Source organism: Acidovorax sp. NCPPB 3576 (genome assembly GCF_028473605.1).
GTDB lineage: Bacteria > Pseudomonadota > Gammaproteobacteria > Burkholderiales > Burkholderiaceae_C > Paracidovorax.
Window position 1 is genome coordinate 4,394,046 of the sequence record NZ_CP097267.1, and the last position, 22,661, is coordinate 4,416,706.

Below are 22,661 nucleotides of genomic sequence, written 5' to 3' on the forward strand. Positions count from 1 at the left end.
TGCCCGTGCATCGTGCACCAGAAAACAAATTGTCACAAATAAGGTGCACATTCGCACCAACAGCGATCGCGCCGGCTGGTGTCCTTTCGGCCCAGCCCTGGCGCCCTTCATACCCCGGCACCTTCCATGGCACACCCCTTCACTCCCCCTGCCCCCACGGTCTCCTTCCAAGGCGCCGGCTCGCTGAGCCGGCGCCTGCTGACCGTCTTTCTCGCCGTCCTGGCGCTGAGCCTGGTGGGCTCGGCCATCGGCATCTGGTCGCTGCACCACATCGGCCGCGCCACGGACGCGATGGTGCAGCGCAGCGTCGCGACCGAGCGCCTGGTGGCCGATGCGTACCGGCTGCAGGCGATCAACGCCGAGCGCTACAAAGCCGTGGCGCTCAGTTCCGAACCCGAGGTGGGCGAGATCCTCGGCGCGGACATCGCGCGCACCCAGCAGCAGTACGACGCGCTGGTCGCCCGGCTCGCCCAGCGGCTCGAAGGCACCGAAGACATGCAGCAGCTGGCGCAGGTACGCACCATGGGCGCCACCTTCCTGGCCGCACGGACGGAACTGGTGGCCGCGCGCGATTCGGGCCTCACCGAGCGCATCCGCAAGGTCTATGGCGAACGCTTCCTGCCTTCGGCCACCGCACTACTGACGGCGCTCGACGCGCTTTCGCAGTCGCAGCGGCAGGACATCGACGAAGCGGCGGCGCAGGTTGCGCGCCTGAGCGGCATGGCGCGCTGGGCGCTGGTGGCCTTCGGCGCGCTGTCGCTGGCCCTGGGCACCCTGCTGGCGCTGTGGCTGGTGCGCAGCATCACCCGCCCGATCGCCATCGCCAGCGCCACGGCCGACCGCGTGGCGGGGCTGGACCTGCGCCAGGACATCGCCGGCCACGAGCGCGACGAAACCGGCCGCATGCTCACCTCGCTGTCGGTGATGCAGGGCGCGCTGCGCAGCCTGGTGCACCGCGTGCAGACCCTGGGGCAGAGCATCAGCGCCGCCTCCACCGACATCGCCGGCGGCAATGCCGACCTGTCCAACCGCACCGAGGAAGCCGCCGCGCGGCTGCAGGAAACCGCGGCCTCGCTGGAGCAAGTCACCCGCCGCGTGGCGGATGCGGCAGCGTCCGCCGAGCGCACGGAAGCCCTGGCGACCCAAGCCGCCAGCGTGGCGCAGGAAGGCAGCGGCGTGGTCACGCAGGTCGTGGACACCATGGACCGCATTGCCACGGGCTCGCGCCGCATCGCCGACATCACGGGCGTGATCGATTCCATCGCGTTCCAGACCAACATCCTGGCACTGAACGCTGCCGTGGAGGCCGCGCGCGCCGGCGACCAGGGCCGGGGCTTCGCCGTGGTGGCGTCCGAAGTGCGCAGCCTGGCCAACCGCTCGGCCGAGGCGGCGAAGGAGATCAAGGCGCTGATCGCCGATTCCGTGCAGCAGGTGGCCTCGGGCGCCAGCCTGGCCGGGCATGCAGGCCGCACGATGGAGCGCGTGGTCTCCACCATCCAGCACACGGCCCAGACCATGGGCGAGATCCGCAGCCACACCCAGTCGCAGAACCAGGACATCGCGGCCATCCATGCCGCCATGTCGCGGCTGGACGAGATGACGCAGCAGAACGCCGCCCTGGTGGAGCAATCCGCAGCGGCAGCGGAAAGCCTGCGTGGGCAGGCGCACGACCTGTCGGCCGTGATCAGCCGGTTCGCGCTGCCGCAGCCGGCGGCCGCAGGCGAAGCCGGCACCATCGCCGTGCCTTCGCCTGCAGGACATCCATCGCGGGCCCTGCGCCTGAGCCACGCCTGATGCCCGCCGCAGCGCGCCGCCCGGCCAGGCCGCGTGCTGCCCGCTTTTTCTGAAGGGGTTTCAGGCGACCGGCTGGATCGGCACGTACAGCTCGCCGCCCGTGCCGCGGAACTCCACCGCCTTTTCCTGCAGGCCCTTGGCGGCGAACTCGCGCACCTCCTGCGTGATCTTCATCGAGCAGAACTTGGGGCCGCACATCGAGCAGAAGTGGGCCACCTTGGCGCTGTCTTTCGGCAGCGTTTCGTCGTGGTATTCCTTGGCCGTGTCGGGGTCGAGGCCCAGGTTGAACTGGTCCTGCCAGCGGAAATCGAAACGCGCCTGGCTCAGCGCGTCGTCGCGGGCGCGGGCGCCGGGGTGGCCCTTGGCCACGTCGGCGGCATGCGCGGCGATCTTGTAGGCAATGATGCCCTGCTTGACGTCGTCGCGGTCGGGCAGGCCCAGATGCTCCTTGGGCGTCACGTAGCACAGCATGGCCGTGCCCATCCAGCCGATCATGGCCGCGCCGATGGCGCTGGCGATGTGGTCGTAGCCCGGAGCGATGTCGATGGTCAGCGGGCCCAACGTGTAGAAAGGCGCTTCATGGCAGGTCTTGAGCTGCTCGGTCATGTTGGCCTGGATCATGTGCATGGGCACGTGGCCGGGGCCCTCGATCATGGTCTGCACGTCGTGCTTCCAGGCGGTCTGGGTGAGTTCGCCCAGCGTGTGCAGCTCGGCGAACTGAGCTTCGTCGTTGGCGTCGGATGCGCAGCCGGGCCGCAGGCCGTCGCCCAGGCTGAACGACACGTCGTATGCCTTCATGATGTCGCAGATGTCCTCGAAGTGCTCGTACAGGAAGCTCTCCTTGTGGTGCGCCATGCACCACTTGGCCATGATGGAGCCGCCGCGCGAGACGATGCCGGTGCGCCGCTGTGCCGTGAGGTGGATGTAGGCCAGCCGCACGCCCGCGTGGATGGTGAAGTAGTCCACGCCCTGCTCGGCCTGCTCGATGAGCGTGTCGCGGAAGATGGCCCAGGTCAGGTCTTCGGCCACGCCACCGACCTTCTCCAGCGCCTGGTAGATGGGCACCGTGCCGATCGGCACGGGCGAGTTGCGCACGATCCAGTCCCGCGTGGTGTGGATGGCCTTGCCGGTGGACAGGTCCATCACGTTGTCGGCGCCCCAGCGGATGGCCCACACCAGCTTTTCCACTTCTTCCTCGATGCTGGAGGTGACGGCCGAGTTGCCGATGTTGGCATTGATCTTCACCTTGAAGTTGCGCCCGATCGCCATCGGCTCCACCTCGGGGTGGTTGATGTTGGCGGGAATGATCGCGCGGCCGCGGGCAACTTCATCGCGCACGAACTCGGGCGTGATGATCTTCGGGATGCTCGCACCCATGGGGTTGCCCATCAGCCGCTGCTCGCGGCCCGCATCCTGCATGTACTGCGCCATCCATTCGCGGCGGCCGTTCTCGCGGATGGCCACGTATTCCATCTCGGGCGTGACGATGCCGCGGCGCGCGTAGTGCATCTGCGTCACGTTGGCGCCGCTCTTGGCGCGCAGCGGCTGGCGCTGCAGCGCGGCGGCTTCGGCACGCAACTGGGCCAGGCGGGCGGCGTCCTCGCTCTTTTGGCCATCGTCCAGCGCCACGGGCGGGCGGCCCTCGTAATGCTCGACATCGCCGCGCGCCGCGATCCAGCCGCCGCGCACGCTGGCCAGGCCCTGACGCACGTCGATCACGGCCTCGGGATCGGTGTAGGGGCCGGAGGTGTCGTACACGCTGACCTGCTCGCCGTTGGTGAGCGCGATGTCGCGCACCGGCACGCGCAGATCCGCGTGCGTGTGGCCGGGCAGATAGGCCTTGCGCGATGCGGGAAAGGGCTCGCGGGTGAGGGCGAGCAGTTCGGCGAATTTTTCGCGGGCGAGGGGTTCGGGTGCGTTCATGGGACAGGTCTCCTGTTTCCGGGTGCGGTGGGGCTGCTCCGGAAATGGACCTGCGCTCGGGGCCGGGCGCAGGGCGCCTGGTGAAGCGGTGCGTGCCACGCGGGGTGCGGGCACGGTCACGGGAGGTCGGCTCTTCTTCCGCCGGTATGAACCGGATCAAGTTCGTCGGGTTCGCAAGCCAGCCTGACATTCGTCAGGCCGCCCGCATCTCAGCGCATCAGCACACCCCGGAGCAGGCGCCAGTATAGGCCAGCGCCTTGGCCCGCCGCCATCCCGCCCCTGCGGTCAGGCGATGCGTCCCAGGATGAGCACGGCGAAGAACACGAAGGCGGCGATCACCGTCCACTTCAAGATGATGAGCCCCCAGCGCTTGTAGCGCGCCTGCCCCGTGCCCACGTAGAACGCGAACGACACGGCCGCCATGAGCAGCAGCAAGGTGGCAAGCCAGCGAAAGATCAGCATGCGGCGACCGCTCTCACCGGCCTACCAGGCAGCCACCGGCTGCGCGAAGCCGGCAGGGGCCTGGCGCTCGTTCTCGAACGTGGCGATTTCCCACGCGTCTTCCTGCGCGAGCAACTCGCGCAGCAGCAGGTTGTTCATCGCATGGCCCGAGCGGAACGCGCTGTAGGCCGCCAGCAGCGGCTTGCCGACGAGGTACAGGTCGCCGATGGCGTCGAGGATCTTGTGCTTCACGAACTCGTCGTCGTAGCGCAGGCCGTCGCTGTTGAGCACCTTGTAGTCGTCCATGACGATGGCGTTGTCCAGCCCGCCGCCCAGCGCCAGGCCGCTGGCGCGCATCATTTCCACGTCCTTGGTGAAGCCGAACGTGCGTGCGCGCGCGATGTCGCGGGTGTAGTTGCCCGAGCCCAGATCGAACTCCACGCTCTGTCCGGTCGAATCGACCGCCGGGTGGGCGAAGTCGATCTCGAAGCGCAGCTTGTAGCCGTGGTAGGGATCGAGCCGCGCCCACTTGGTGCTCGGGCCCGTGCCCTCGCGCACCTCGACCGGCCGCGTCACGCGGATGAAGCGCTTGGGCGCCTTCTGCAGTTCCACGCCGGCACTTTGCAGCAGGAACACGAACGAGGCCGAGGAGCCGTCGAGGATGGGCACCTCTTCGGCGGTGATGTCGATGTACAGGTTGTCCAGCCCCAGGCCCGCGCAGGCCGACATCAGGTGCTCGACCGTGTGCACCTTCGCGCCGCCCACGCCGATGGTGGAGGCCATGCGCGTGTCCACCACGGCCATGGCGGTGATGGGAATGTCCACCGGCTCGGACAGGTCCACCCGGCGGAACACGATGCCCGTGTCGGGCTGGGCCGGGCGCAGCGTCAATTCGACGCGCTGGCCGCTGTGCAGGCCCACGCCGACGGCGCGGGTCAAGGTCTTGATCGTGCGTTGCTGGAGCATCGGTCGATTTTATGGGGGGAGGCCCCATCATGGGGCATCGCTGCCGCTATGGGGGCAATAGGCCCACTGCCACAAGAAAAAACCGCCAGTCCCTTGCGGAACATGGCGGTGTTGTGAACAAGAAAGGCCCGGCGGGCCTTGCCCGTCAGTCGGCCTGCTTGCGCAGGAATGCAGGGATTTCCAGGTCGTCCATGCCGCCCGAAGACAGCGCATCCACGCGCGCTGCCGCCTGGGTGCGGTTGGTGCGCCACACGCTGGGCACCGACATGTTGCCGTAGTCCGCCTGGGCGGTGCCGCCGCCGACGAGGCCTGCGCCCAGCGTTGCGCCGGCCATGGGCATCTGATAGGCCACGTTGTCCGTGCCGGTGCGCAGGCCGCCCTGCACCACCGAGATGGGCTGGCGGCGTGCGTTCTGGCGCGACAGGCCGGTGGCCACCACCGTGACGCGGATCTCTTCGCCCAGGCTGTCGTCGTAGGCGGCGCCGTAGATCACGTGCGCGTCCGGCGAGGCGTAGGCATTGATGGTGCTCATGGCCAGGCGCGACTCGGACAGCTTCAGGCTGCCCTTGGCGGCGGTCACCAGCACCAGCACGCCCTTGGCGCCCGACAGGTCGATGCCTTCCAGCAGCGGGCAGGCCACGGCCTGCTCGGCGGCGATGCGCGCGCGGTCGGGGCCGGCCGCCGTGGCCGTGCCCATCATGGCCTTGCCGGGCTCGCCCATCACGGTGCGCACGTCTTCGAAGTCGACGTTGACGTGGCCGTACTCGTTGATGATTTCAGCGATGCCGCCCACGGCGTTCTTGAGCACGTCGTTGGCGTGCGCGAAGGCCTCGTCCTGGGTGATGTCGTCGCCCAGCACTTCCAGCAGCTTCTCGTTGAGCACGACGATCAGCGAATCGACGTTGGCTTCCAGCTCGGCCAGGCCGTTGTCGGCATTGGCCATGCGGCGGCCGCCTTCCCAGTCGAAGGGCTTGGTGACCACGCCCACGGTGAGAATGCCCATCTCCTTGGCCACGCGCGCGATCACGGGAGCCGCGCCGGTGCCCGTGCCGCCGCCCATGCCGGCGGTGATGAACAGCATGTGCGCGCCGGTGATGGCGCTGCGGATGTCTTCCACGGCCGCTTCGGCGGCGTCGCGGCCCTTGTCGGGCTTGCTGCCGGCGCCCAGGCCGCTGCCGCCCAGCTGGATGGTGCGGTGCGCGGGGCTGCGCGTGAGGGCTTGCGCGTCGGTGTTGGCGCAGACGAATTCCACGCCTTGCACATTGCGGGCGATCATGTGGGCGACGGCATTGCCGCCGCCGCCGCCGACACCGATCACCTTGATCTGGGTGCCCTGATTGAATTCTTCGGCTTCGATCATTTCGATGGTCATGGTGGGTGCTCCTAGTCTTTCACGTGAATTGCATGGGGCCGAAACGGCTGGATGATTGAAATCGGGTGGGGCGCGGTCCGCGGCACGAAAGGGGGGCCGGTGCCCCGCCATCGTTGCCAGGTAAGCGCATGGGGGCCGGCGCGAGCGAGCCAGTGCTGAGGGGAGCACATGTCAGAAGTTCCCCACGATGAAATCCTTGAAGCGGCCGAACGCGGTTTTCACCGAGCCGCTCTTTTGCGCCACCTTGAAGCCGCGCAGGCGCGCCAGGCGGGCCTCTTCGAGCAGGCCCATGACGGTGGCGGCGCGCGGCTGGGCGATCATGTCGGCCAGCGCGCTCGAATACTTGGGAATGCCCCGGCGCACGGGCTTCAGAAAGATGTCCTCGCCCAGCTCGACCATGCCCGGCATGATGGCGCTGCCGCCCGTGAGCACGATGCCCGAGGACAGCACCTCTTCGTAGCCCGACTCGCGGATCACCTGCTGCACGAGCGAGAAGATCTCTTCCACGCGCGGCTCGATCACGCCGGCCAGCGCCTGCTTGCTGAGCATGCGCGGGCTGCGGTCGCCCAGGCCCGGCACTTCCACCTGCGCCTCGGGGTCGGCCAGCAGCTGCTTGGCATAGCCGCTTTCCACCTTGATGTCCTCGGCGTCCTTGGTGGGCGTGCGCAGCGCCATGGCGATGTCGCTGGTGATGAGGTCGCCCGCAATCGGGATCACGGCCGTGTGGCGGATCGCGCCGCCGGTGAAGATCGCCACATCGGTCGTGCCCGCGCCGATGTCCACTACCGCCACGCCCAGCTCGCGCTCGTCGTCGGTCAGCACGGCCTGGCTGGAGGCGAGCGGGTTCAGCATCAGCTGCTCCACTTCGAGCCCGCAGCGGCGCACGCACTTGATGATGTTCTCGGCCGCGCTCTGCGCGCCGGTCACGATGTGGATCTTGGCCTCCAGGCGGATGCCGCTCATGCCGATGGGCTCCTTCACATCCTGCCCGTCGATCACGAACTCCTGCGGCTCCACCAGCAACAGGCGCTGGTCGCTGGAGATGTTGATGGCCTTGGCCGTCTCCACCACGCGCGCCACGTCGGCCTGGGTGACTTCCTTGTCCTTGACCGCCACCATGCCGCTCGAATTGAGCCCGCGGATGTGGCTGCCGGTGATGCCGGTGTACACGCGCTGGATCTTGCAGTCGGCCATCAGCTCGGCCTCTTTCAGCGCCTGCTGGATGCTCTGCACCGTGGCGTCGATGTTCACCACCACGCCGCGCTTCAAGCCATTGCTGGGCGCCACGCCCAGCCCGGCGAGCTTGAGTTCGCCATTGGGCAGGACCTCGGCCACCACCGCCATCACCTTGGCGGTGCCGATGTCCAGCCCCACGACCACGTCTTTGTATTCTCTTGCCATATCTGTGTCCTGCCCTCAGTGGTTCTGCCCTGTTGTTCTGCCGGGACGCGCGCGTTGCGGCGCTGCGCGCGCGGGCGCCCGGGCGACGGCCTTGGGGGCGTCGCCATTCACCGTGGTCACCCCGCGCAGCCGCAGCGCATAGCCGTCGGCATGGCGCAGGTCGGCCGACTCGAGCGCGTCCACGCGCCGCCCGTACTGGCCGGTCACGCGCGCCAGCGTGCGCACGAAGCGCTGCGTGCGCTGCACCACTTCTTCCGGGGTTCCGCCCCCCAGTTCCACCACGGCACCGCTGTCCAGCGTGGCGCGCCAGCCGCCGCGGCCGGTGAGTTCCAGCGCATCGACCTTGGCATCCAGCGGCTCGAAGACCGGGGCCAGTCGGTGGACCATCTGCAGCACCTCCAGAGAATGGCCCTGCGGCCCTTGCAGGCGGGGCAGGTCGTCCGCATCCAGGTCGTCGCCGTTGGCCTCGAACACCTCGCCCTGGCTGTTGACCAGGGTGGAGCCCTCTTCGGCGCCCCAGTAGGCGGCGGCGTCGTGCTCCTGCAGCTCCACGCGCAGGCTGTTGGGAAACTCGCGCCGCACCATCGCATGGCGCACCCAGGGCACCTGCTCGAACGCCTCGCGCACCGCGCGCAGGTCCACCGTGAAGAAATTGCCCACCAGGTGCGGCCCGACGTTGGCCCGCAGCGTGACGGCGTTGTTGTGCACCAGTTCGCCCTGCACCACGATGCGCCCGATGGCGAACGCCGGATGGCGCAGCACCCACGAGCCGCCCGCCACCAGCACGAACGCGGCGCAGCCCACGAACAGGACCGTGGCGGTCAGGTTCATGAGCTTGACGTCAAGCGGTGCGGGCAGCGAGGCGGTCATGCGGCTCCCGGGGTTCCCGTGGGGGAGGTCTGGACGGTGGCACCGGTGCCGGCATGGCCCTGCAGCCCGTCGAGCGAGGCGCTCGCCAGGATGCGCAGGCACAGCGCCTCGTAGCTCACGCCGCTGGCGCGCGCCGACATGGGCACCAGCGAATGGCCGGTCATGCCGGGCGAGGTGTTGATCTCCAGCAGGAAGGGCTTGCGGTCGCTGGCGCGGATCATGATGTCGGCGCGGGCCCAGCCCCGGCACTGCAGCGTGCGGAAGGCCTCGACCACGAGGCGCTGGATCTCGCGCTCCTCGGCCTCGGGCAGACCGCTCGGGCAGTGGTATTGCGTGACGTCGGTGAAATACTTGTTCTGGTAGTCGTAGTTGCCGGCCGGCGCCACGATGCGGATCACCGGCAGCGCATGCGCATCCGCCCCCTGGCCCAGCACCGGGCAGGTGGTCTCGTCGCCTTCGATGAATTCCTCGCACAGCACTTCGGGGTCGTAGCGGGAGGCCAGCAGGTAGGCCTGCTCGCACTGCCCCGGCGACGTCACCTTGGTCAGGCCGATGGTCGATCCCTCGCGCGAGGGCTTGACGATCATCGGCGTGCCCAGAGCCTGCAGCGCCTGCGCGGTTTCGGCGGCGCTCGACACCAGGCGCCAGTCCGGCGTGGGCAGCCCCTCGAAGCGCCAGATGCGCTTGGTCATGATCTTGTCCATGGCGATGCTGGACGCCATCACGCCGGGGCCGGTGTACGGAATGCCGAGCAGTTCGAGCGCCCCCTGCACCGTGCCATCCTCGCCATGGCGGCCGTGCAGCGCGATGAAGCAGCGCGCATAGCCGCCGTGCCGCAGCTCGGACAGGTCGGTCTGCGACGGGTCGAACGCATGCGCGTCCACGCCGCGGGCGCGCAGCGCCTGCAGCACGCCGCCGCCGGACATCAGCGAGACCTCGCGCTCGGCGGACGAGCCGCCCATCAGCACCGCGACCTTGCCCAGGGCGCGCACGTCGATGGCGGGGGTGTCTTCGTGACTCATCGCGCAACCTCCGCCAAAGCTGGCGTTTCTTCTTTCTGCAGCATTTCCACCACCTTTGCCGGCACCGCGCCGATGGAGCCCGCGCCCATGCACAGCACCACGTCGCCGTCCCGGGCGTTGTCCACGATGCTTTGCGCCAGCAAGGCCACGTCGTCCACGAACACCGGTTCGACCTTGCCCGCCACGCGCAGGGCGCGCGTGAGCGACCGGCCATCGGCGGCGACAATGGGCGCCTCGCCGGCGGCGTACACCTCGGTCAGCAGCACGGCGTCCGCACTGCCCATGACCTTCACGAAATCCTCGAAGCAGTCGCGCGTGCGGCTGTAGCGGTGCGGCTGGAACGCCAGCACCAGGCGCCGGCCCGGGAAGGCGCCGCGCGCCGCGGCCAGCGTGGCCGTCATCTCGACCGGGTGGTGGCCGTAGTCTTCGATCAGGGCGAACGTGCCGCCGCCCGGCGCGGCGATGTCGCCGTAGCGCTGAAAGCGCCGGCCCACGCCCTTGAACTGGGCCAGGGCGCGCAGCAGCGCGTCGTCGGGAATGTTCAGCTCCACCGCCACCGCGATGGCCGACAGGGCGTTCAGCACGTTGTGCTCGCCCGCCAGGTTGAGCACCACATCGATGTCCGGCAGCGTGACGCCGTTGCGCCGCTGCACCCGAAAGCGCATCTGGCCGGCATCGGCGTGCACGTCCACCGCGCGCACCTGGGCATCTTCGGAGAAGCCGTAGCTCGTCACCGGGCAGGTCACGTCGGCCAGGATGTCGCGGATGGCCGGGTTGTCCACGCACAGGATCGCCGTGCCGTAGAACGGCATGCGGTGCAGGAACTCGACGAACGCGCCCTTGAGGCGGCCGAAGTCGTGCCCGTAGGTTTCCATGTGGTCGGCGTCGATGTTCGTCACCACGGCCATCACGGGCAGCAGGTTGAGGAACGAGGCATCGGACTCGTCCGCCTCCACCACGATGTAATCGCCGCTGCCCAGCTTGGCATTGGCGCCCGCGCTGTTGAGCCGCCCGCCGATCACGAAGGTCGGATCGAGCCCGGCCTCGGCCAGCACGCTGGTCACCAGGCTGGTGGTGGTGGTCTTGCCGTGCGTGCCGGCGATGGCGATGCCGCGCTTCAGGCGCATCAGCTCGGCCAGCATCAGCGCGCGCGGCACCACGGGAATCTTCTTTTCGCGGGCGGCCAGCACCTCGGGGTTGTCGGCCTGCACCGCCGTGGAGGTGACCACCGCGTCCGCCCCCTCGATGTGCGCGGCCGCATGGCCCAGGCAGGTGCGGATGCCCAGCGCCTGCAGGCGGCGCAGGGTGGCGCTGTCGGACAGGTCCGAGCCCGAAATGCCGTAGCCCAGGTTGAACAGCACCTCGGCGATACCGCACATGCCGGCGCCGCCCAGGCCGACGAAATGGATATGGCGAATGGCGTGCTTCATGCCAACTCCTCGCAGGCAGTCGCCACTTCGCGGGTGGCATTGATCTTTTGCATGTTTTTGGCCTTCCGCGCAATATCCACTAGGGCATCGCGCTCCGAATTTTGTAGCAAATCAGCCAGCCACTCGGGGGTGAGATCGCGCTGCGGCACGAGCCACCCGCCGCCGGCGTCCACGAGGAAGCGGGCATTGGCGGTCTGGTGGTCGTCCACCGCATGGGGGAACGGCACGAACACCGCCGCCGCGCCCACGGCGGCGATCTCGGTGACGGTGCTGGCGCCCGCGCGGCAGACGATGAGGTCCGCGTCGGCGAACGCCGCCGCGGTGTCGTCGATGAACGGCGTGAGCGTGGCCTGCACGCCCGCCTTCGCGTAGTGCTCGCGCAGCGCGTCGATCTGCGCCGCGCCGCTCTGGTGGGTGACGACGGGCCGGCGATCCGCCGGAATCAGCGCCAGGGCCTGCGGCACGATCTCGTTGAGCGCGCGCGCGCCCAGGCTGCCGCCCACGACCAGGAGGCGCAGCGGCCCAGTGCGGCCGGCAAAGCGCTCGGCCGGCGCAGGCTGCTGCGTGAAGGCGGTGCGCAGCGGGTTGCCCACCCACTGGGCCTTCTTGAGCACCTCGGGGAAGGCCGTGAAGACGCGGTCGGCCACGCCGGCCAGCACCTTGTTCACGAGGCCGGCCACCGAGTTCTGCTCATGCAGCACCAGCGGCTTGCCCAGCAGCACGGCCATCATCCCGCCCGGAAACGTCACATAGCCGCCCAGGCCCACGACCACGTCGGGGCGCACGCGGCGCACCACGGCCAGCGACTGCCAGAAGGCGCGCAGCAGGCGCAGCGGCAGCCAGGCCAGCGTGACCAGCCCCTTGCCGCGCACGCCGGAAAAATCGATGGGCTCGAACGCGAAGCCGCGCGGCGGCACCAGGCGCGACTCCATGCTGCCGGGCGTGCCCAGCCAGTGCACGCGCCAGCCGCGCGCACGCAGCTCCTCGGCCACGGCCAGGCCCGGGAAGATGTGGCCGCCGGTGCCGCCGGCCATGATGAGCGCGGTTTTGGGTGCGCTCATACGCGTCCACCCTTCATGAGGTGCTTGTTTTCATAGTCAACCCGAAGCACCACGGCGATGGCCACCAGATTCATCAGGATGGCGGAGCCCCCGAAGCTCATCAGCGGCAGGGTCAGCCCCTTGGTCGGCAGCGCGCCCAGGTTCACGCCCATGTTGATGAAGGCCTGAAAGCCCATCCAGATGGCCACGCCCTGCGCCACCAGGCCGGCGAACACGCGGTCCAGCGCGATGGCCTGGCGGCCGATGTGCATGATGCGGCGGGTCATCCACAGGAAGAGCACGATGAGGACGAGCACGCCGACCAGGCCGAACTCCTCGCCGATGACCGCGAGCAGGAAATCGGTGTGCGCCTCGGGCAGCCAGTGCAGCTTTTCCACGCTGCCGCCCAAGCCGACGCCGAAGATCTCGCCGCGGCCGATGGCGATCAGCGAGTGCGACAGCTGGTAGCCCTTGCCCAGCGCGTGCTTTTCGCTCCAGGGATCGAGGTACGCGAAGATGCGCTCGCGCCGCCAGTCGCTCATCATCACCATCAGGGCGAAGGCGCCCACCAGCACGGCGGCGATCAGGAAGAACATGCGGGCGTTCACGCCGCCCAGGAACAGGATGCCCATGGCGATCACGGCGATCACCATGAAGGCGCCCATGTCGGGCTCGGCCAGCAGCAGCGCGCCCACCACGGCCACGGCCGCGCCCATGGGCAGCACGGCGCGGAAGAAGCGCTCCTTGACCTCCATCTTGCGCACCATGTAGTCCGAGGCGTAGATGAGCACGGCGAACTTCGCCAGCTCCGACGGCTGGAAGTTCATGACCCCCAGCGACAGCCAGCGCCGCGCGCCGTTGACCACCGTGCCCACGTGCGGGATCAGCACCGCGATGAGCAGGGCAATGGACAGCACGAACAGCCACGGCGCCACGCGCTCCCAGGTGGACATGGGGATCTGGAACGCCAGCAGCGCCGCGACGAACGCGATGACCAGCGCCATGATGTGGCGCACCAGGAAATGGGTGGGCGCGATCTTGCCGAAGCGCGGGTTGTCCGGCATGGCGATGGAGGCGGAATACACCATCACCAGCCCCCAGGCCAGCAGCGCCACCACGACCCACAGCAGGGCCTGGTCGAAACCCAGCACGCTCGCTGGCGTGGTGGTGGTCTGGCGGTATTCGGTGCCGCCCACGCGCACGGGCAGCACGTCGGCGGGCTTGGCGGGCAGGCCGCCGAACCAGCCGCCGAATCTGGTGGACAGGCGCTGCAGCAGGCCGGGGGATGCGGGTGCGGTGCTCATGCGGAGCCCTCCAGGTCCTGGCCGCGATCGTTCGCAAGCGCTTGCACGGCTTCGCAAAACACGCGGGCGCGGTGCTCGTAATCGTTGAACATATCGAAACTGGCACAGGCGGGCGACATCAGCACCGCATCGCCGCCATGGGCGCGCTGCGTGGCCAGGTCCACCGCCTGCGGCAGCGTCGGTGCGTCCAGCAGGGCCACGCCCGCGTCTTTCAGCGCGGCGCGGATCTGCGGCGCATCGCGGCCGATCAGCACCACGGCACGGGCATAGCGCGACACGGGCGCGGCCAGCGGCGAGAAGTCCTGCCCCTTGCCATCGCCGCCCAGGATGACGACCAGCCGGCGCTCCGCGCCCAGGCCGGTGAGCGCCGCCACGGTGGCGCCCACGTTCGTGCCCTTGCTGTCGTCGAAATACTCCACATCGCCGATGAGCCCCACGGGCTCCACGCGGTGCGGCTCGCCGCGGTATTCGCGCAGGCCGTACAGCATGGGGCCCAGCGCGCAGCCGGCGGCCTGCGCGAGCGCCAGCGCGGCGAGCGCGTTCACGGCGTTGTGGCGGCCGCGGATGCGCAACGCATCGGCGGGCATCAGGCGCTGGATGTACAGCTCTTCCTGGTGGGCACGCGACCGCTTGGCGGTTTCGTCGGCCTCCTGGGCCCGCACGAGCCAGGCCATGCCGTTCACGATTTCAAGGCCGAAGTCGCCCGGGCGCTGGGGCATGTCGCCGCCGAACGTGACATGGGAGCGCACCTGCACCTTCGGTGCCTTCGAGCGCGCCGCCGCGGGCTTGCCCGGGTTCGTGGCAGGCGCCGCACCGGGCAGCATGCCCATGACCTCCGGGTCTTCGCGGTTGAGCACCATCAGGCCGCTCTCGCCGAAGATGCGCGCCTTGGCGGCCGCGTAGGCGGCCAGGCTGCCGTGCCAGTCCAGGTGGTCCTGGCTGATGTTGAGGACGGCCGCGGCCGTGGGCTCGAAGCCCGCCACGCCGTCGAGCTGGAAGCTGGACAGCTCCAGCACCCAGACCTCGGGCAGGGTGCCCGCATCGATGTGCTGGCCCAGTGTGTCCAGCAGGGTCGGGCCGATGTTGCCGGCCACGGCCACGGTCTTGCCGGCGCAGTCCACGAGCCGGCCGGTGAGCGAGGTCACCGTGGTCTTGCCGTTGGTGCCGCTCACGGCCACCACCGCCGGGGCGTAGCCGTGCGCGGCGCGCAGCTCGCGCAGCGCCATGGCGTACAGGGCGAGTTCGCCCTCCATGCGGATGCCCCGCGCCCGGGCCTCGGACGACAGGGCGGCCAGCGTGTCGGGACGCAGGCCGGGCGAGCGGTAGATGGCCTGCAGCGTGCGCCCTTCGAGCAGCGACGCATCGAACGCACCGGCCACGAAACGCACCTGGGGCAGTTCGGCATGCAGCGTGCCGCGTTGCGGGGGCGCCTCGCGCGTGTCGGCCACGGTCACGTCGGCGCCGCAGCGCACGCACCAGCGCGCCATCGCCAGGCCGGAAGCGCCCAGGCCGAGGATGAGAATGTTCTGGCCCTGCAGCAGGGCCGCGCCCTCGCCTGGCCAACCGGCCGGGACAGGCGTCGGGCCGGCCACGGTGCCCGTGGTGCCATCCGTGCCATCGGGCGTGGCGTCCGCGCTGGCGGGCTCAGCGGCCGCCGGGTCGCGTGGCCCCGCGGCGGCGCCGGATTCGGGCGAACCCACGTCGGCGAAGATCTGCGCCACGAACGCAGCGGCGGCCGCTGCGGCCGAAACGGCAGGTGCGGTCATGCTGGCGAGCGCCTGCGCCATCGCGTCGTTCGCGGGGGACGGGACGGGCGCTGGCGCACCGTCGCCGGGCGCCGCGAGCCCATCGGGCGATTCCGAAGCATCGGACAGCGCAGGCAGGGCCTCGGCGTGCTGCACGGGCTCCAATGCGGACGAAACCAAGGGCGCGCACTCCCCCTCGCCGGGGCCATCGGCACCCTGCGGCAGCCCTGGCGCCTCGCCAGGAAGAAGGGGGTCGTGCGGGTTCATCGCAGTTTCAGCGTGGTCAGGCCGATGAGGCACAGCAGCATGGTGATGATCCAGAAGCGCACGACCACCTGCGTCTCCTTCCAGCCGCTTTTCTCGAAATGGTGGTGCAGCGGCGCCATCTTGAGCAGCCGCCGGCCCTGGCCGTAGCGCTTCTTGGTGTACTTGAACCAGGCCACCTGCAGCATCACCGAAAGCGCCTCGACCACGAAGATGCCGCCCATGATGGCCAGCACGATCTCCTGGCGCACGATGACGGCGATGGTGCCTAAAGCGCCGCCCAGCGCCAGCGCGCCCACGTCGCCCATGAACACCTGGGCCGGGTGGGTGTTGAACCACAGGAAGGCCAGGCCGGCGCCGGCCATGGCCGAGCAGAAGATCAGCAGTTCGCCCGCACCCGCGATGTGCGGGAACAGCAGGTACTTGGAATACACCGTGCTGCCGGCCACGTAGGCGAACAGCCCCAGCGCCGAGCCCACCATGACGACCGGCATGATCGCCAGGCCGTCCAGGCCGTCAGTCAGGTTGACCGCGTTGCTCGATCCCACGATGACGAGGTAGGTCAGGATCACGAAGCCCAGCACGCCGAGCGGGTAGCTCACTTCCTTGAAGAACGGCACCAGCAGCCCGGCCTGCGGCGGCAGGTCCAGCGAGAAGCCGGACTGCACCCAGGTGACGAACAGCTCGAACACGCGCGAGTTGGAGTTCTCGGAAATGCTGAACACCAGGTAAAGCGCGGCCAGCAGGCCGATGACGGACTGCCAGAAATACTTCTCGCGCGAGCGCATGCCTTCCGGGTCCTTGCGCACCACCTTGCGCCAGTCGTCCACCCAGCCGATGGCTCCGAAGCCCAGGGTCACGGCCAGCACGATCCACACGAAGCGGTTGGACAGGTCGAACCACAGCAGCGTGGAGATCGCGATCGAGCCCAGGATCAGCACGCCCCCCATGGTCGGCGTGCCGCTCTTGGACAAGTGCGACTCCATCGCGTAGCCGCGGATGGGCTGGCCGATCTTGAGCGAGGTGAGCATGCGGATCACCTTCGGCCCCGCCGCCAGCCCGATCACCAGCGCCGTGAGCGCCGCCATCACCGCGCGGAACGTGAGGTACTGGAACACGCGGAAGAACCCGAACTCCGGCGACAGGCCCTGCAGCCATTGCGACAGTATCAGCAGCATGTGGCGCCCCCGCGTGCGTTCTTCGTCGTGTCCGCACGGGCTTCCAGCGCCTGCACCACCTGCTCCATCTTCATGAACCGAGATCCCTTCACCAGCACGCTGCCCACCTGGGGCAGGGCTTGCTGCACCGCTGCCAGCAGCGATGCCATGTCGTCGAAATGCCGCGCATCCGGCCCGTAGGCCTGCGCGGCGTGAGTGCTGAGCGCGCCCAGCGCGAACAGCCCGCCGATGCCGCTGGCGCGCGCCTGGGCGCCCGCTTCGGCGTGAAACTGCGGCCCCTGCTCGCCCACCTCGCCCATGTCGCCCAGCACCAGCAACTGCGGGCCGGGCAGGCCGGCCAGCACGTCGATGGCGGCGCGCATGGAATCGGGGTTGGCGTTGTAGGTGTCGTCCACCGCCGTGACCACGCGCCCTTCGTGCGGCACGCTGAAGGCGCGCGAACGCCCCTTGACCGGCACGAAGGCCGAGAGCCCGCGCGCCACGGCGGCAAGCGGCGCACCGGCCGCCAAGGCGCAGGCCGTGGCGGCCAGCGCGTTGGTCACGTTGTGCATGCCGGCAATGCGCAGCGTGGCATCGAAGCCGCCCTGCGGTGTGTCGATGCGGATGCGCCAGGCGCTGCCCTCCCACTGCGCGGCGGTGCAGCGCACGTCGGCACCGTCCGCGCCGAAGGTGACGCAGCGGCGCCCCGCGGCCAGTTGCCGCCACAGCGCGGTGTAGGCATCGCCCGCCGGAAACACGGCCACGCCGTCGGCGGGCAGGGCCGCGATGCAGGAGCCGTTCTCCTCGGCCACGGCCTGCACCGTGTGCATGAACTCCAGGTGCTCGCGCTGCGCGTTGTTGACGAGGGCCACCGTGGGGCGGGCCAGGTCGGCCAGGTACGCGATCTCGCCCGGATGGTTCATGCCCAGCTCGATCACGGCCGCCTCGTGCGCCGCGTTGAGCCGCAGCAGCATCAGCGGCACGCCGATGTCGTTGTTGAAGTTGCCTTGCGTCGCGAAGGCCGCCGGGCCCTTCCAGGCCTGCAGCACCGCCGCGATCATCTGCGTGACAGTGGTCTTGCCGTTGCTGCCGGTCACGCCGATCAGCGGCAGCCGGAACTGGGCACGCCAGCCCGCGGCCAGGGCGCCGAGCGCCGCGAGCGTATCGGGCACCTCGATGCCGGGCAGGCCGGCCGCGTCGAGGCCACCGTGGGCCACGGCCGCGGCGGCACCGGCCGCGCGCGCATCGGCCAGAAAGGCATTGGCGTCGTAGCGCTCGCCCTTGAGCGCCACGAACAAATCGCCCGCCTGCAGCGTGCGCGTGTCGGTGTGCACGCGGGACAGAGGCATGGCGCCCTCGCCCACCGGCCGGGCCGTGGGCACGCGCGCCTGGATGAACCCCAGCGCCTGCTGCAGCGTCATCATGCGCGGCCTCCGCGGGCGGCCAGGCCGGCCTTGGCGTGCGCCATGTCGGAGAACGGCCGGCGCTCGCCCGCCACCTCCTGGTAGTCCTCGTGGCCTTTGCCGGCGATCAGCACCACGTCCCGGGGGCCGGCTTCCGACAGCGCAAGCGCAATGGCTGCGGCGCGGTCCACTTCGGCGCGCACGGTGCGCCCGGCCACGGCGCCCAGCAGGATTTCGTGAATGATCTCCGCCGGCACTTCGCCGCGCGGGTTGTCGCTGGTGACGATGACCGCATCGGCCCGCTGCTGAGCGATCGCCCCCATCAGAGGCCGCTTGGTGCGGTCGCGGCTGCCACCGCAGCCGAACACGCACCACAGCCGCCCGCCACGCTCCGCCGCGATGGGGCGCAACGCCTGCAGCGCATGGTCGAGCGCATCGGGCGTGTGGGCGTAGTCCACCGCGACCAGGGGCTGGTGCGGCACATGGATCTGCTCCATGCGGCCCGGCACCGGCGACAGCTGCGCGCAGGCGTAGAGCGCATGCTCCAGCGGCACGCCCAGGGCGCGCAGCGTGGCCATGACGAGCAGCAGATTGCTCACGTTGTAGTGGCCGATGAGCCGGGTCTGCAGCACGTGGCTCTGCGCGCCTTCGGCCACGGTGAACGCCAGGCCCCCATCGCCCCAGCCGATGTCCCGCGCCTGCAGCCGTGCCGGGCCCTTGATGGAGACGCTCCACAGGTCCAGCGGCTGCTGGGACAGCGTTTCATGCAGCTCGGCGCCGCGCATGTCGTCGGTGTTGACCACGGCGATCTGCAGCCCGGGCCAGTCGAACAGCGTACTCTTGGCCTGCCAGTAGGCGGCCATGCTCGGGTGGTAGTCCAGGTGGTCCTGGGTGAAATTGGTGAACAGGGCCGCGCGCACCCGCGTGCCGGTCAGGCGGTGCTCGGCCAGGCCGATGGACGAGGCCTCGATCGCGCAGGCCACCTGGCCCTCTTTCGCGAAATGGGCGAAGGCGCGCTGCAGGCGCACCGGGTCCGGCGTGGTGAGGCCGGTGGATTCGAGCGCGGGCGGAATGCCGGCGCCCAGGGTGCCGATCAACGCGCAGCCGCCGGCTGCCGCCAGTTCGTTGCGCGCCAGCAGGTTGAGCGCTTGCGCCAGCCACCAGCTGACGCTGGTCTTGCCATTGGTGCCGGTCACGGCCAGCACGTCGATCGCCTGCGTGGGGTGTCCGAACCATTCGGCCGCCAGCGTTCCGGTGATGGCCTTCAGCCCGCGCAGCGCGGCCACGGGCGCCTCGGCGAAATGGAAGGCCTCGATGCCTTCGTGCTCGACCAGGCAGGCCACGGCGCCGCGCGCCAGCGCATCGCCCACATGGGCGCGGCCATCGGTGGCGGCGCCCGGCCAGGCGATGAAGCCGTCGCCGGGCTGGACAAGCCGGCTGTCGGTCTGCAGCGTGCCGGTCACCCGGGCGGCCAGCCATTGCACGGCGTCGTGCACCGAAGTGAGCAACGGGGTCGTCGTCATAGCGATTCCTCCACGGTGTTGGCCACGATCTGCGGCTTGACGGCCATGTCGGGCTGCACGCCCATCATGCGAAGGGTCTGCTGCACGACGGCGCTGAACACGGGCGCAGCCACCGCGCCGCCGTAGAACACGCCGTTGCTGGGCTCGTCGATCATCACCGCGACGATGATGCGCGGCTTGTCGATGGGTGCCATGCCGGTGAACCATGCCCGGTACTTGCCCGAGGCATAGCTCTTGCCGACCTGCTTGCGCGCGGTGCCGGACTTGCCGCCCACCGAATAACCCACGGTCTGCGCCTGCTGGCCCGTGCCTCCGGGGCCCGCCGCCATCTGCAGCATCTTGCGCACCTGGTCGGCCGTGCGCTCGGAGAACACGGGCACGCCGACCGCGGGTTCGCTCGACTTGAGCATGGTGGCCGGAATGATCTGGCCGCCGTTGGCGAACACCGTGTACGAGCGCGCCATCTGCAGCAGGCTGGCCGACAGGCCGTAGCCGTAGGACATGGTGGCCTGCTCCACCGGGCGCCAGGTCTTGTAGGGGCGCAGGCGGCCGCTCACCACGCCGGGGAAGTGGATCTGCGGCTTCTGGCCGAAGCCGGCCGCCGAGAAGGTCTCCCACATCTCACGCGCCGGCATCTGCATGGCGATCTTGGTGGTGCCCACGTTGCTGGACTTCTGGATCACGCCCTCGACCGTGAGCACGCCGTAGTTGTGCGTGTCGGAGATGGTCGAGCCCGTGATCGTGACCCGCCCGGGGTTGGTGTCCACGATGGTCTCCGGCCGCACGCGACCGGTCTCCAGCGCCAGGCCGATGGTGAACGGCTTCATGGTGGAGCCGGGCTCGAACACGTCGGTGAGCGCGCGGTTGCGCAGTTGCTCGCCGGTCAGATTCTGGCGCTTGTCGGGCACGTAGCTCGGGTAGTTGGCCAGCGCCAGCAACTCGCCCGTGTGCGCGTCGATCACCACCACGCTGCCGGCCTTGGCCTTGTGCAGCGCCACCTGGTCGCGCAGCTTCTGGTAGGCGAAGAACTGCACCTTGCTGTCGATGGACAGCTGCATGTCCTGGCCGTCCACCGGCGGCACTTCGGCGCCCACGCCTTCCACCACGCGGCCCAGCCGGTCCTTGATGACGCGGCGCGAGCCGGCCTTGCCGGCCAGTTGCTGGTCGAAGGCCAGCTCCATGCCCTCCTGGCCATGGTCCTCCACGTTGGTAAAACCCACCACGTGCGCGGCCGATTCGCCTTCGGGGTATTGGCGCTTGTATTCCTTGCGCTGGTAGATGCCCTTGATGTCGAGCGCGGCGATCTGCTGGCCGACGTCCCAGTCGAGCTGGCGCTTGATCCAGACGAAGGTCTTGTCCTCTTCCGCGAGCTTGGCCTTGAGCGCGGGCAGCGGCATCTCCAGCAGCTTGGCCAGTTGCTGGAGCTTTTCGCGCACCTCGGGCTTGTCCTGCTCCACGTCTTCCGGAATGGCCCAGATGCTGGCCGCCGGCACGCTGGAGGCCAGGATCAGTCCGTTGCGGTCGAGGATGCGGCCCCGGTTGGCCGGCAACTCCAGCGTGCGGGCGAAGCGCACCTCGCCCTGCCGCTGGAAGAACGCATTGCCGAACACCTGCACATAGGCCGCGCGGGCACCCAGGCCCACGAAGCCCAGCGCCACCATGGCGACGATGAACTTGCTGCGCCAGACCGGCGTCTTGCTGGCCAGCAGCGGGCTGGAGGTGTAGTTGACGCTGCGGCTCATCGGCGCACGCTCCCCGCCCCGCCCGGCGTGGCGGGCACCGGCGCTGCCGTGGTGGCCGTCACCATGGGCGTGCCGTCGTCGGCCACGTACTGCGTGATGGCCGGCGTGGCCGTGCGCATCTGCAGGCGGTCGCGGGCGAGCTTTTCCACCCGCAGCGGCGTTGCCTGGGCGCGCTTTTCCACCTGCAGGCGCTGGTGTTCGGTTTCCAGCCGGCGCGACTCGGCCACCGCGCGGTCCAGCTCGGTGAACAGGCGCCGCGACTCGTACTGCATGTGCACGAGGTACAGCGCGCTGACCATCACGCCAAGCAGCAGCACCAGGCTCAGGCGCGTCATGCCGGCACCTCCGTGCGCTCGGCCACGCGCATCACCGCGCTGCGCGAGCGGGGGTTGGCCGCGATCTCGGCCGCAGTGGGCTTGATGCGGTCCAGCGCCTTGAGCCGCATGGGCTGCGGCTGCGCGAACGGCGCGCGGCGGTCGAAGACTTCCTTGGAATGCTGGACGATGAACTGCTTGACGATGCGGTCTTCCAGCGAATGGAAGCTGATCACCACCAGCCGGCCGCCGGGCGCCAGCACCCGCAGGCTCGCCTCTAGCGCCTGTTGCAGCTCTTCAAGCTCGGCGTTGATGAAAATCCGAAGAGCCTGAAAGGTGCGCGTTGCAGGGTTCTGGCCTGCTTCGCGGGTCTTGACCGCGCCAGCCACGAGTTGGGCCAGTTCAGCGGTGGTGGCAAGAGGGCCCCGCTCCTCGCGACGAGCAACAATCGCCTTTGCAATGGGGCCAGCAAACCGTTCTTCGCCATAGTCACGTATCACCTCCGCAATCTGGCCGACCTCGGCCGTGGCCAGCCAATCGGCCACGCTGGTCCCGCGCGTGGTGTCCATGCGCATGTCCAGCGGGCCGTCGAAACGAAAGCTGAAGCCCCGGTCGGGGCTGTCGATCTGGGGCGAGCTCACACCCAGGTCCATGAGGATGCCCGCGGCGCTGCGCTCGGGCAGGTCCGCCAGATGGCGAAATCCTTCATGCCGAATGGAAAAGCGCGCATCGGTGATGCGCGCTGCTTCTGCGATGGCCTCGGGGTCCTTGTCGAACGCCACGAGGCCCCCGCCCGGCCCCAGCCGGTCCAGTATCTTGCGGGAGTGCCCGCCGCGGCCGAAGGTGGCGTCGATCCAGACGCCCGCCGGCGCCGGGCCGGCGCCGCCCAGCAAGGCGTCGACCGCCTCGCCCAGCAAGACCGTGGTGTGTTGCAGCGGTGCGTTCACCAT

At 69.5% G+C, this 22,661-nt stretch carries 18 protein-coding genes and 1 riboswitch; of the genes, 1 reads left to right on the top strand and 17 read right to left on the bottom strand.

Going from position 1 to position 22,661, the window contains the following annotated elements:
- The first annotated feature begins 126 nt into the window (after window positions 1-126).
- The gene (locus M5C98_RS20060) at window positions 127-1,794 is read left to right on the top strand and encodes a methyl-accepting chemotaxis protein (protein ID WP_272549191.1); all 1,668 of its coding nucleotides are present in this window, start codon (window positions 127-129) and stop codon (window positions 1,792-1,794) included.
- A 60-nt stretch (window positions 1,795-1,854) separates the two neighbouring features.
- On the opposite strand, the gene thiC is transcribed toward M5C98_RS20060, so the two are convergent.
- The 17 genes from thiC to rsmH all read right to left on the bottom strand — a co-directional run bounded on the left by thiC (window position 1,855) and on the right by rsmH (window position 22,658).
- The gene (thiC, locus tag M5C98_RS20065) at window positions 1,855-3,717 is read right to left on the bottom strand and encodes a phosphomethylpyrimidine synthase ThiC (protein ID WP_272549192.1); all 1,863 of its coding nucleotides are present in this window, start codon (window positions 3,715-3,717) and stop codon (window positions 1,855-1,857) included.
- A 116-nt stretch (window positions 3,718-3,833) separates the two neighbouring features.
- Window positions 3,834-3,957: riboswitch (TPP riboswitch) on the bottom strand.
- A 45-nt stretch (window positions 3,958-4,002) separates the two neighbouring features.
- Complete coding sequence (locus tag M5C98_RS20070; RefSeq protein ID WP_175537689.1) at window positions 4,003-4,179, bottom strand: hypothetical protein; 177 nt, start codon at window positions 4,177-4,179, stop codon at window positions 4,003-4,005.
- A gap of 21 nt (window positions 4,180-4,200) precedes the next feature.
- On the bottom strand, window positions 4,201-5,124 hold the full coding sequence (gene lpxC, locus M5C98_RS20075) for a UDP-3-O-acyl-N-acetylglucosamine deacetylase (protein WP_272549193.1): 924 nt from the start codon (window positions 5,122-5,124) through the stop codon (window positions 4,201-4,203).
- A 145-nt stretch (window positions 5,125-5,269) separates the two neighbouring features.
- Window positions 5,270-6,496, bottom strand: a complete 1,227-nt coding sequence (gene ftsZ / locus M5C98_RS20080; RefSeq protein WP_272549194.1) for a cell division protein FtsZ — start codon at window positions 6,494-6,496, stop codon at window positions 5,270-5,272.
- Between the two features lie 171 nt (window positions 6,497-6,667).
- Window positions 6,668-7,897, bottom strand: coding sequence for a cell division protein FtsA (ftsA, locus tag M5C98_RS20085; RefSeq protein WP_092741824.1), 1,230 nt, complete (start codon window positions 7,895-7,897; stop codon window positions 6,668-6,670).
- A gap of 15 nt (window positions 7,898-7,912) precedes the next feature.
- Window positions 7,913-8,767, bottom strand: coding sequence for a cell division protein FtsQ/DivIB (locus M5C98_RS20090; RefSeq protein WP_272549195.1), 855 nt, complete (start codon window positions 8,765-8,767; stop codon window positions 7,913-7,915).
- A complete protein-coding gene (locus M5C98_RS20095; protein ID WP_272549196.1) occupies window positions 8,764-9,789 on the bottom strand; it encodes a D-alanine--D-alanine ligase in 1,026 nt (341 codons plus the stop codon). The genes M5C98_RS20090 and M5C98_RS20095 overlap by 4 nt, the downstream gene beginning before the upstream one ends.
- Entirely contained in the window at window positions 9,786-11,219 is a 1,434-nt protein-coding gene (gene murC / locus M5C98_RS20100; protein ID WP_272549197.1) for a UDP-N-acetylmuramate--L-alanine ligase, read from the bottom strand. The genes M5C98_RS20095 and murC overlap by 4 nt, the downstream gene beginning before the upstream one ends.
- Entirely contained in the window at window positions 11,216-12,280 is a 1,065-nt protein-coding gene (gene murG, locus M5C98_RS20105) for an undecaprenyldiphospho-muramoylpentapeptide beta-N-acetylglucosaminyltransferase (protein WP_272549198.1), read from the bottom strand. Before murG ends, murC begins: the two co-directional genes overlap by 4 nt.
- A complete protein-coding gene (gene ftsW, locus M5C98_RS20110) occupies window positions 12,277-13,563 on the bottom strand; it encodes a putative lipid II flippase FtsW (RefSeq protein ID WP_272549199.1) in 1,287 nt (428 codons plus the stop codon). Before ftsW ends, murG begins: the two co-directional genes overlap by 4 nt.
- Entirely contained in the window at window positions 13,560-15,575 is a 2,016-nt protein-coding gene (murD, locus tag M5C98_RS20115; protein WP_272549200.1) for a UDP-N-acetylmuramoyl-L-alanine--D-glutamate ligase, read from the bottom strand. Before murD ends, ftsW begins: the two co-directional genes overlap by 4 nt.
- Window positions 15,572-16,750: a phospho-N-acetylmuramoyl-pentapeptide-transferase gene (gene mraY / locus M5C98_RS20120; protein WP_272549201.1), complete on the bottom strand. Its 1,179-nt coding sequence runs from the start codon at window positions 16,748-16,750 to the stop codon at window positions 15,572-15,574. Before mraY ends, murD begins: the two co-directional genes overlap by 4 nt.
- A complete protein-coding gene (locus tag M5C98_RS20125) occupies window positions 16,741-18,153 on the bottom strand; it encodes a UDP-N-acetylmuramoyl-tripeptide--D-alanyl-D-alanine ligase (RefSeq protein ID WP_272549202.1) in 1,413 nt (470 codons plus the stop codon). Before M5C98_RS20125 ends, mraY begins: the two co-directional genes overlap by 10 nt.
- A complete protein-coding gene (locus M5C98_RS20130) occupies window positions 18,150-19,655 on the bottom strand; it encodes a UDP-N-acetylmuramoyl-L-alanyl-D-glutamate--2,6-diaminopimelate ligase (RefSeq protein WP_272549203.1) in 1,506 nt (501 codons plus the stop codon). The genes M5C98_RS20125 and M5C98_RS20130 overlap by 4 nt, the downstream gene beginning before the upstream one ends.
- Window positions 19,652-21,397 (bottom strand): peptidoglycan D,D-transpeptidase FtsI family protein, encoded by a 1,746-nt coding sequence (locus M5C98_RS20135; RefSeq protein WP_272549204.1) that lies wholly within the window; start codon window positions 21,395-21,397, stop codon window positions 19,652-19,654. Before M5C98_RS20135 ends, M5C98_RS20130 begins: the two co-directional genes overlap by 4 nt.
- Window positions 21,394-21,732 carry a cell division protein FtsL gene (ftsL, locus tag M5C98_RS20140; protein WP_272549205.1) on the bottom strand — a complete coding sequence of 113 codons (339 nt, stop codon included), beginning with the start codon at window positions 21,730-21,732 and terminating at the stop codon, window positions 21,394-21,396. The genes M5C98_RS20135 and ftsL overlap by 4 nt, the downstream gene beginning before the upstream one ends.
- Window positions 21,729-22,658: a 16S rRNA (cytosine(1402)-N(4))-methyltransferase RsmH gene (rsmH, locus tag M5C98_RS20145; protein WP_272553356.1), complete on the bottom strand. Its 930-nt coding sequence runs from the start codon at window positions 22,656-22,658 to the stop codon at window positions 21,729-21,731. Before rsmH ends, ftsL begins: the two co-directional genes overlap by 4 nt.
- Window positions 22,659-22,661 lie beyond the last annotated feature (3 nt).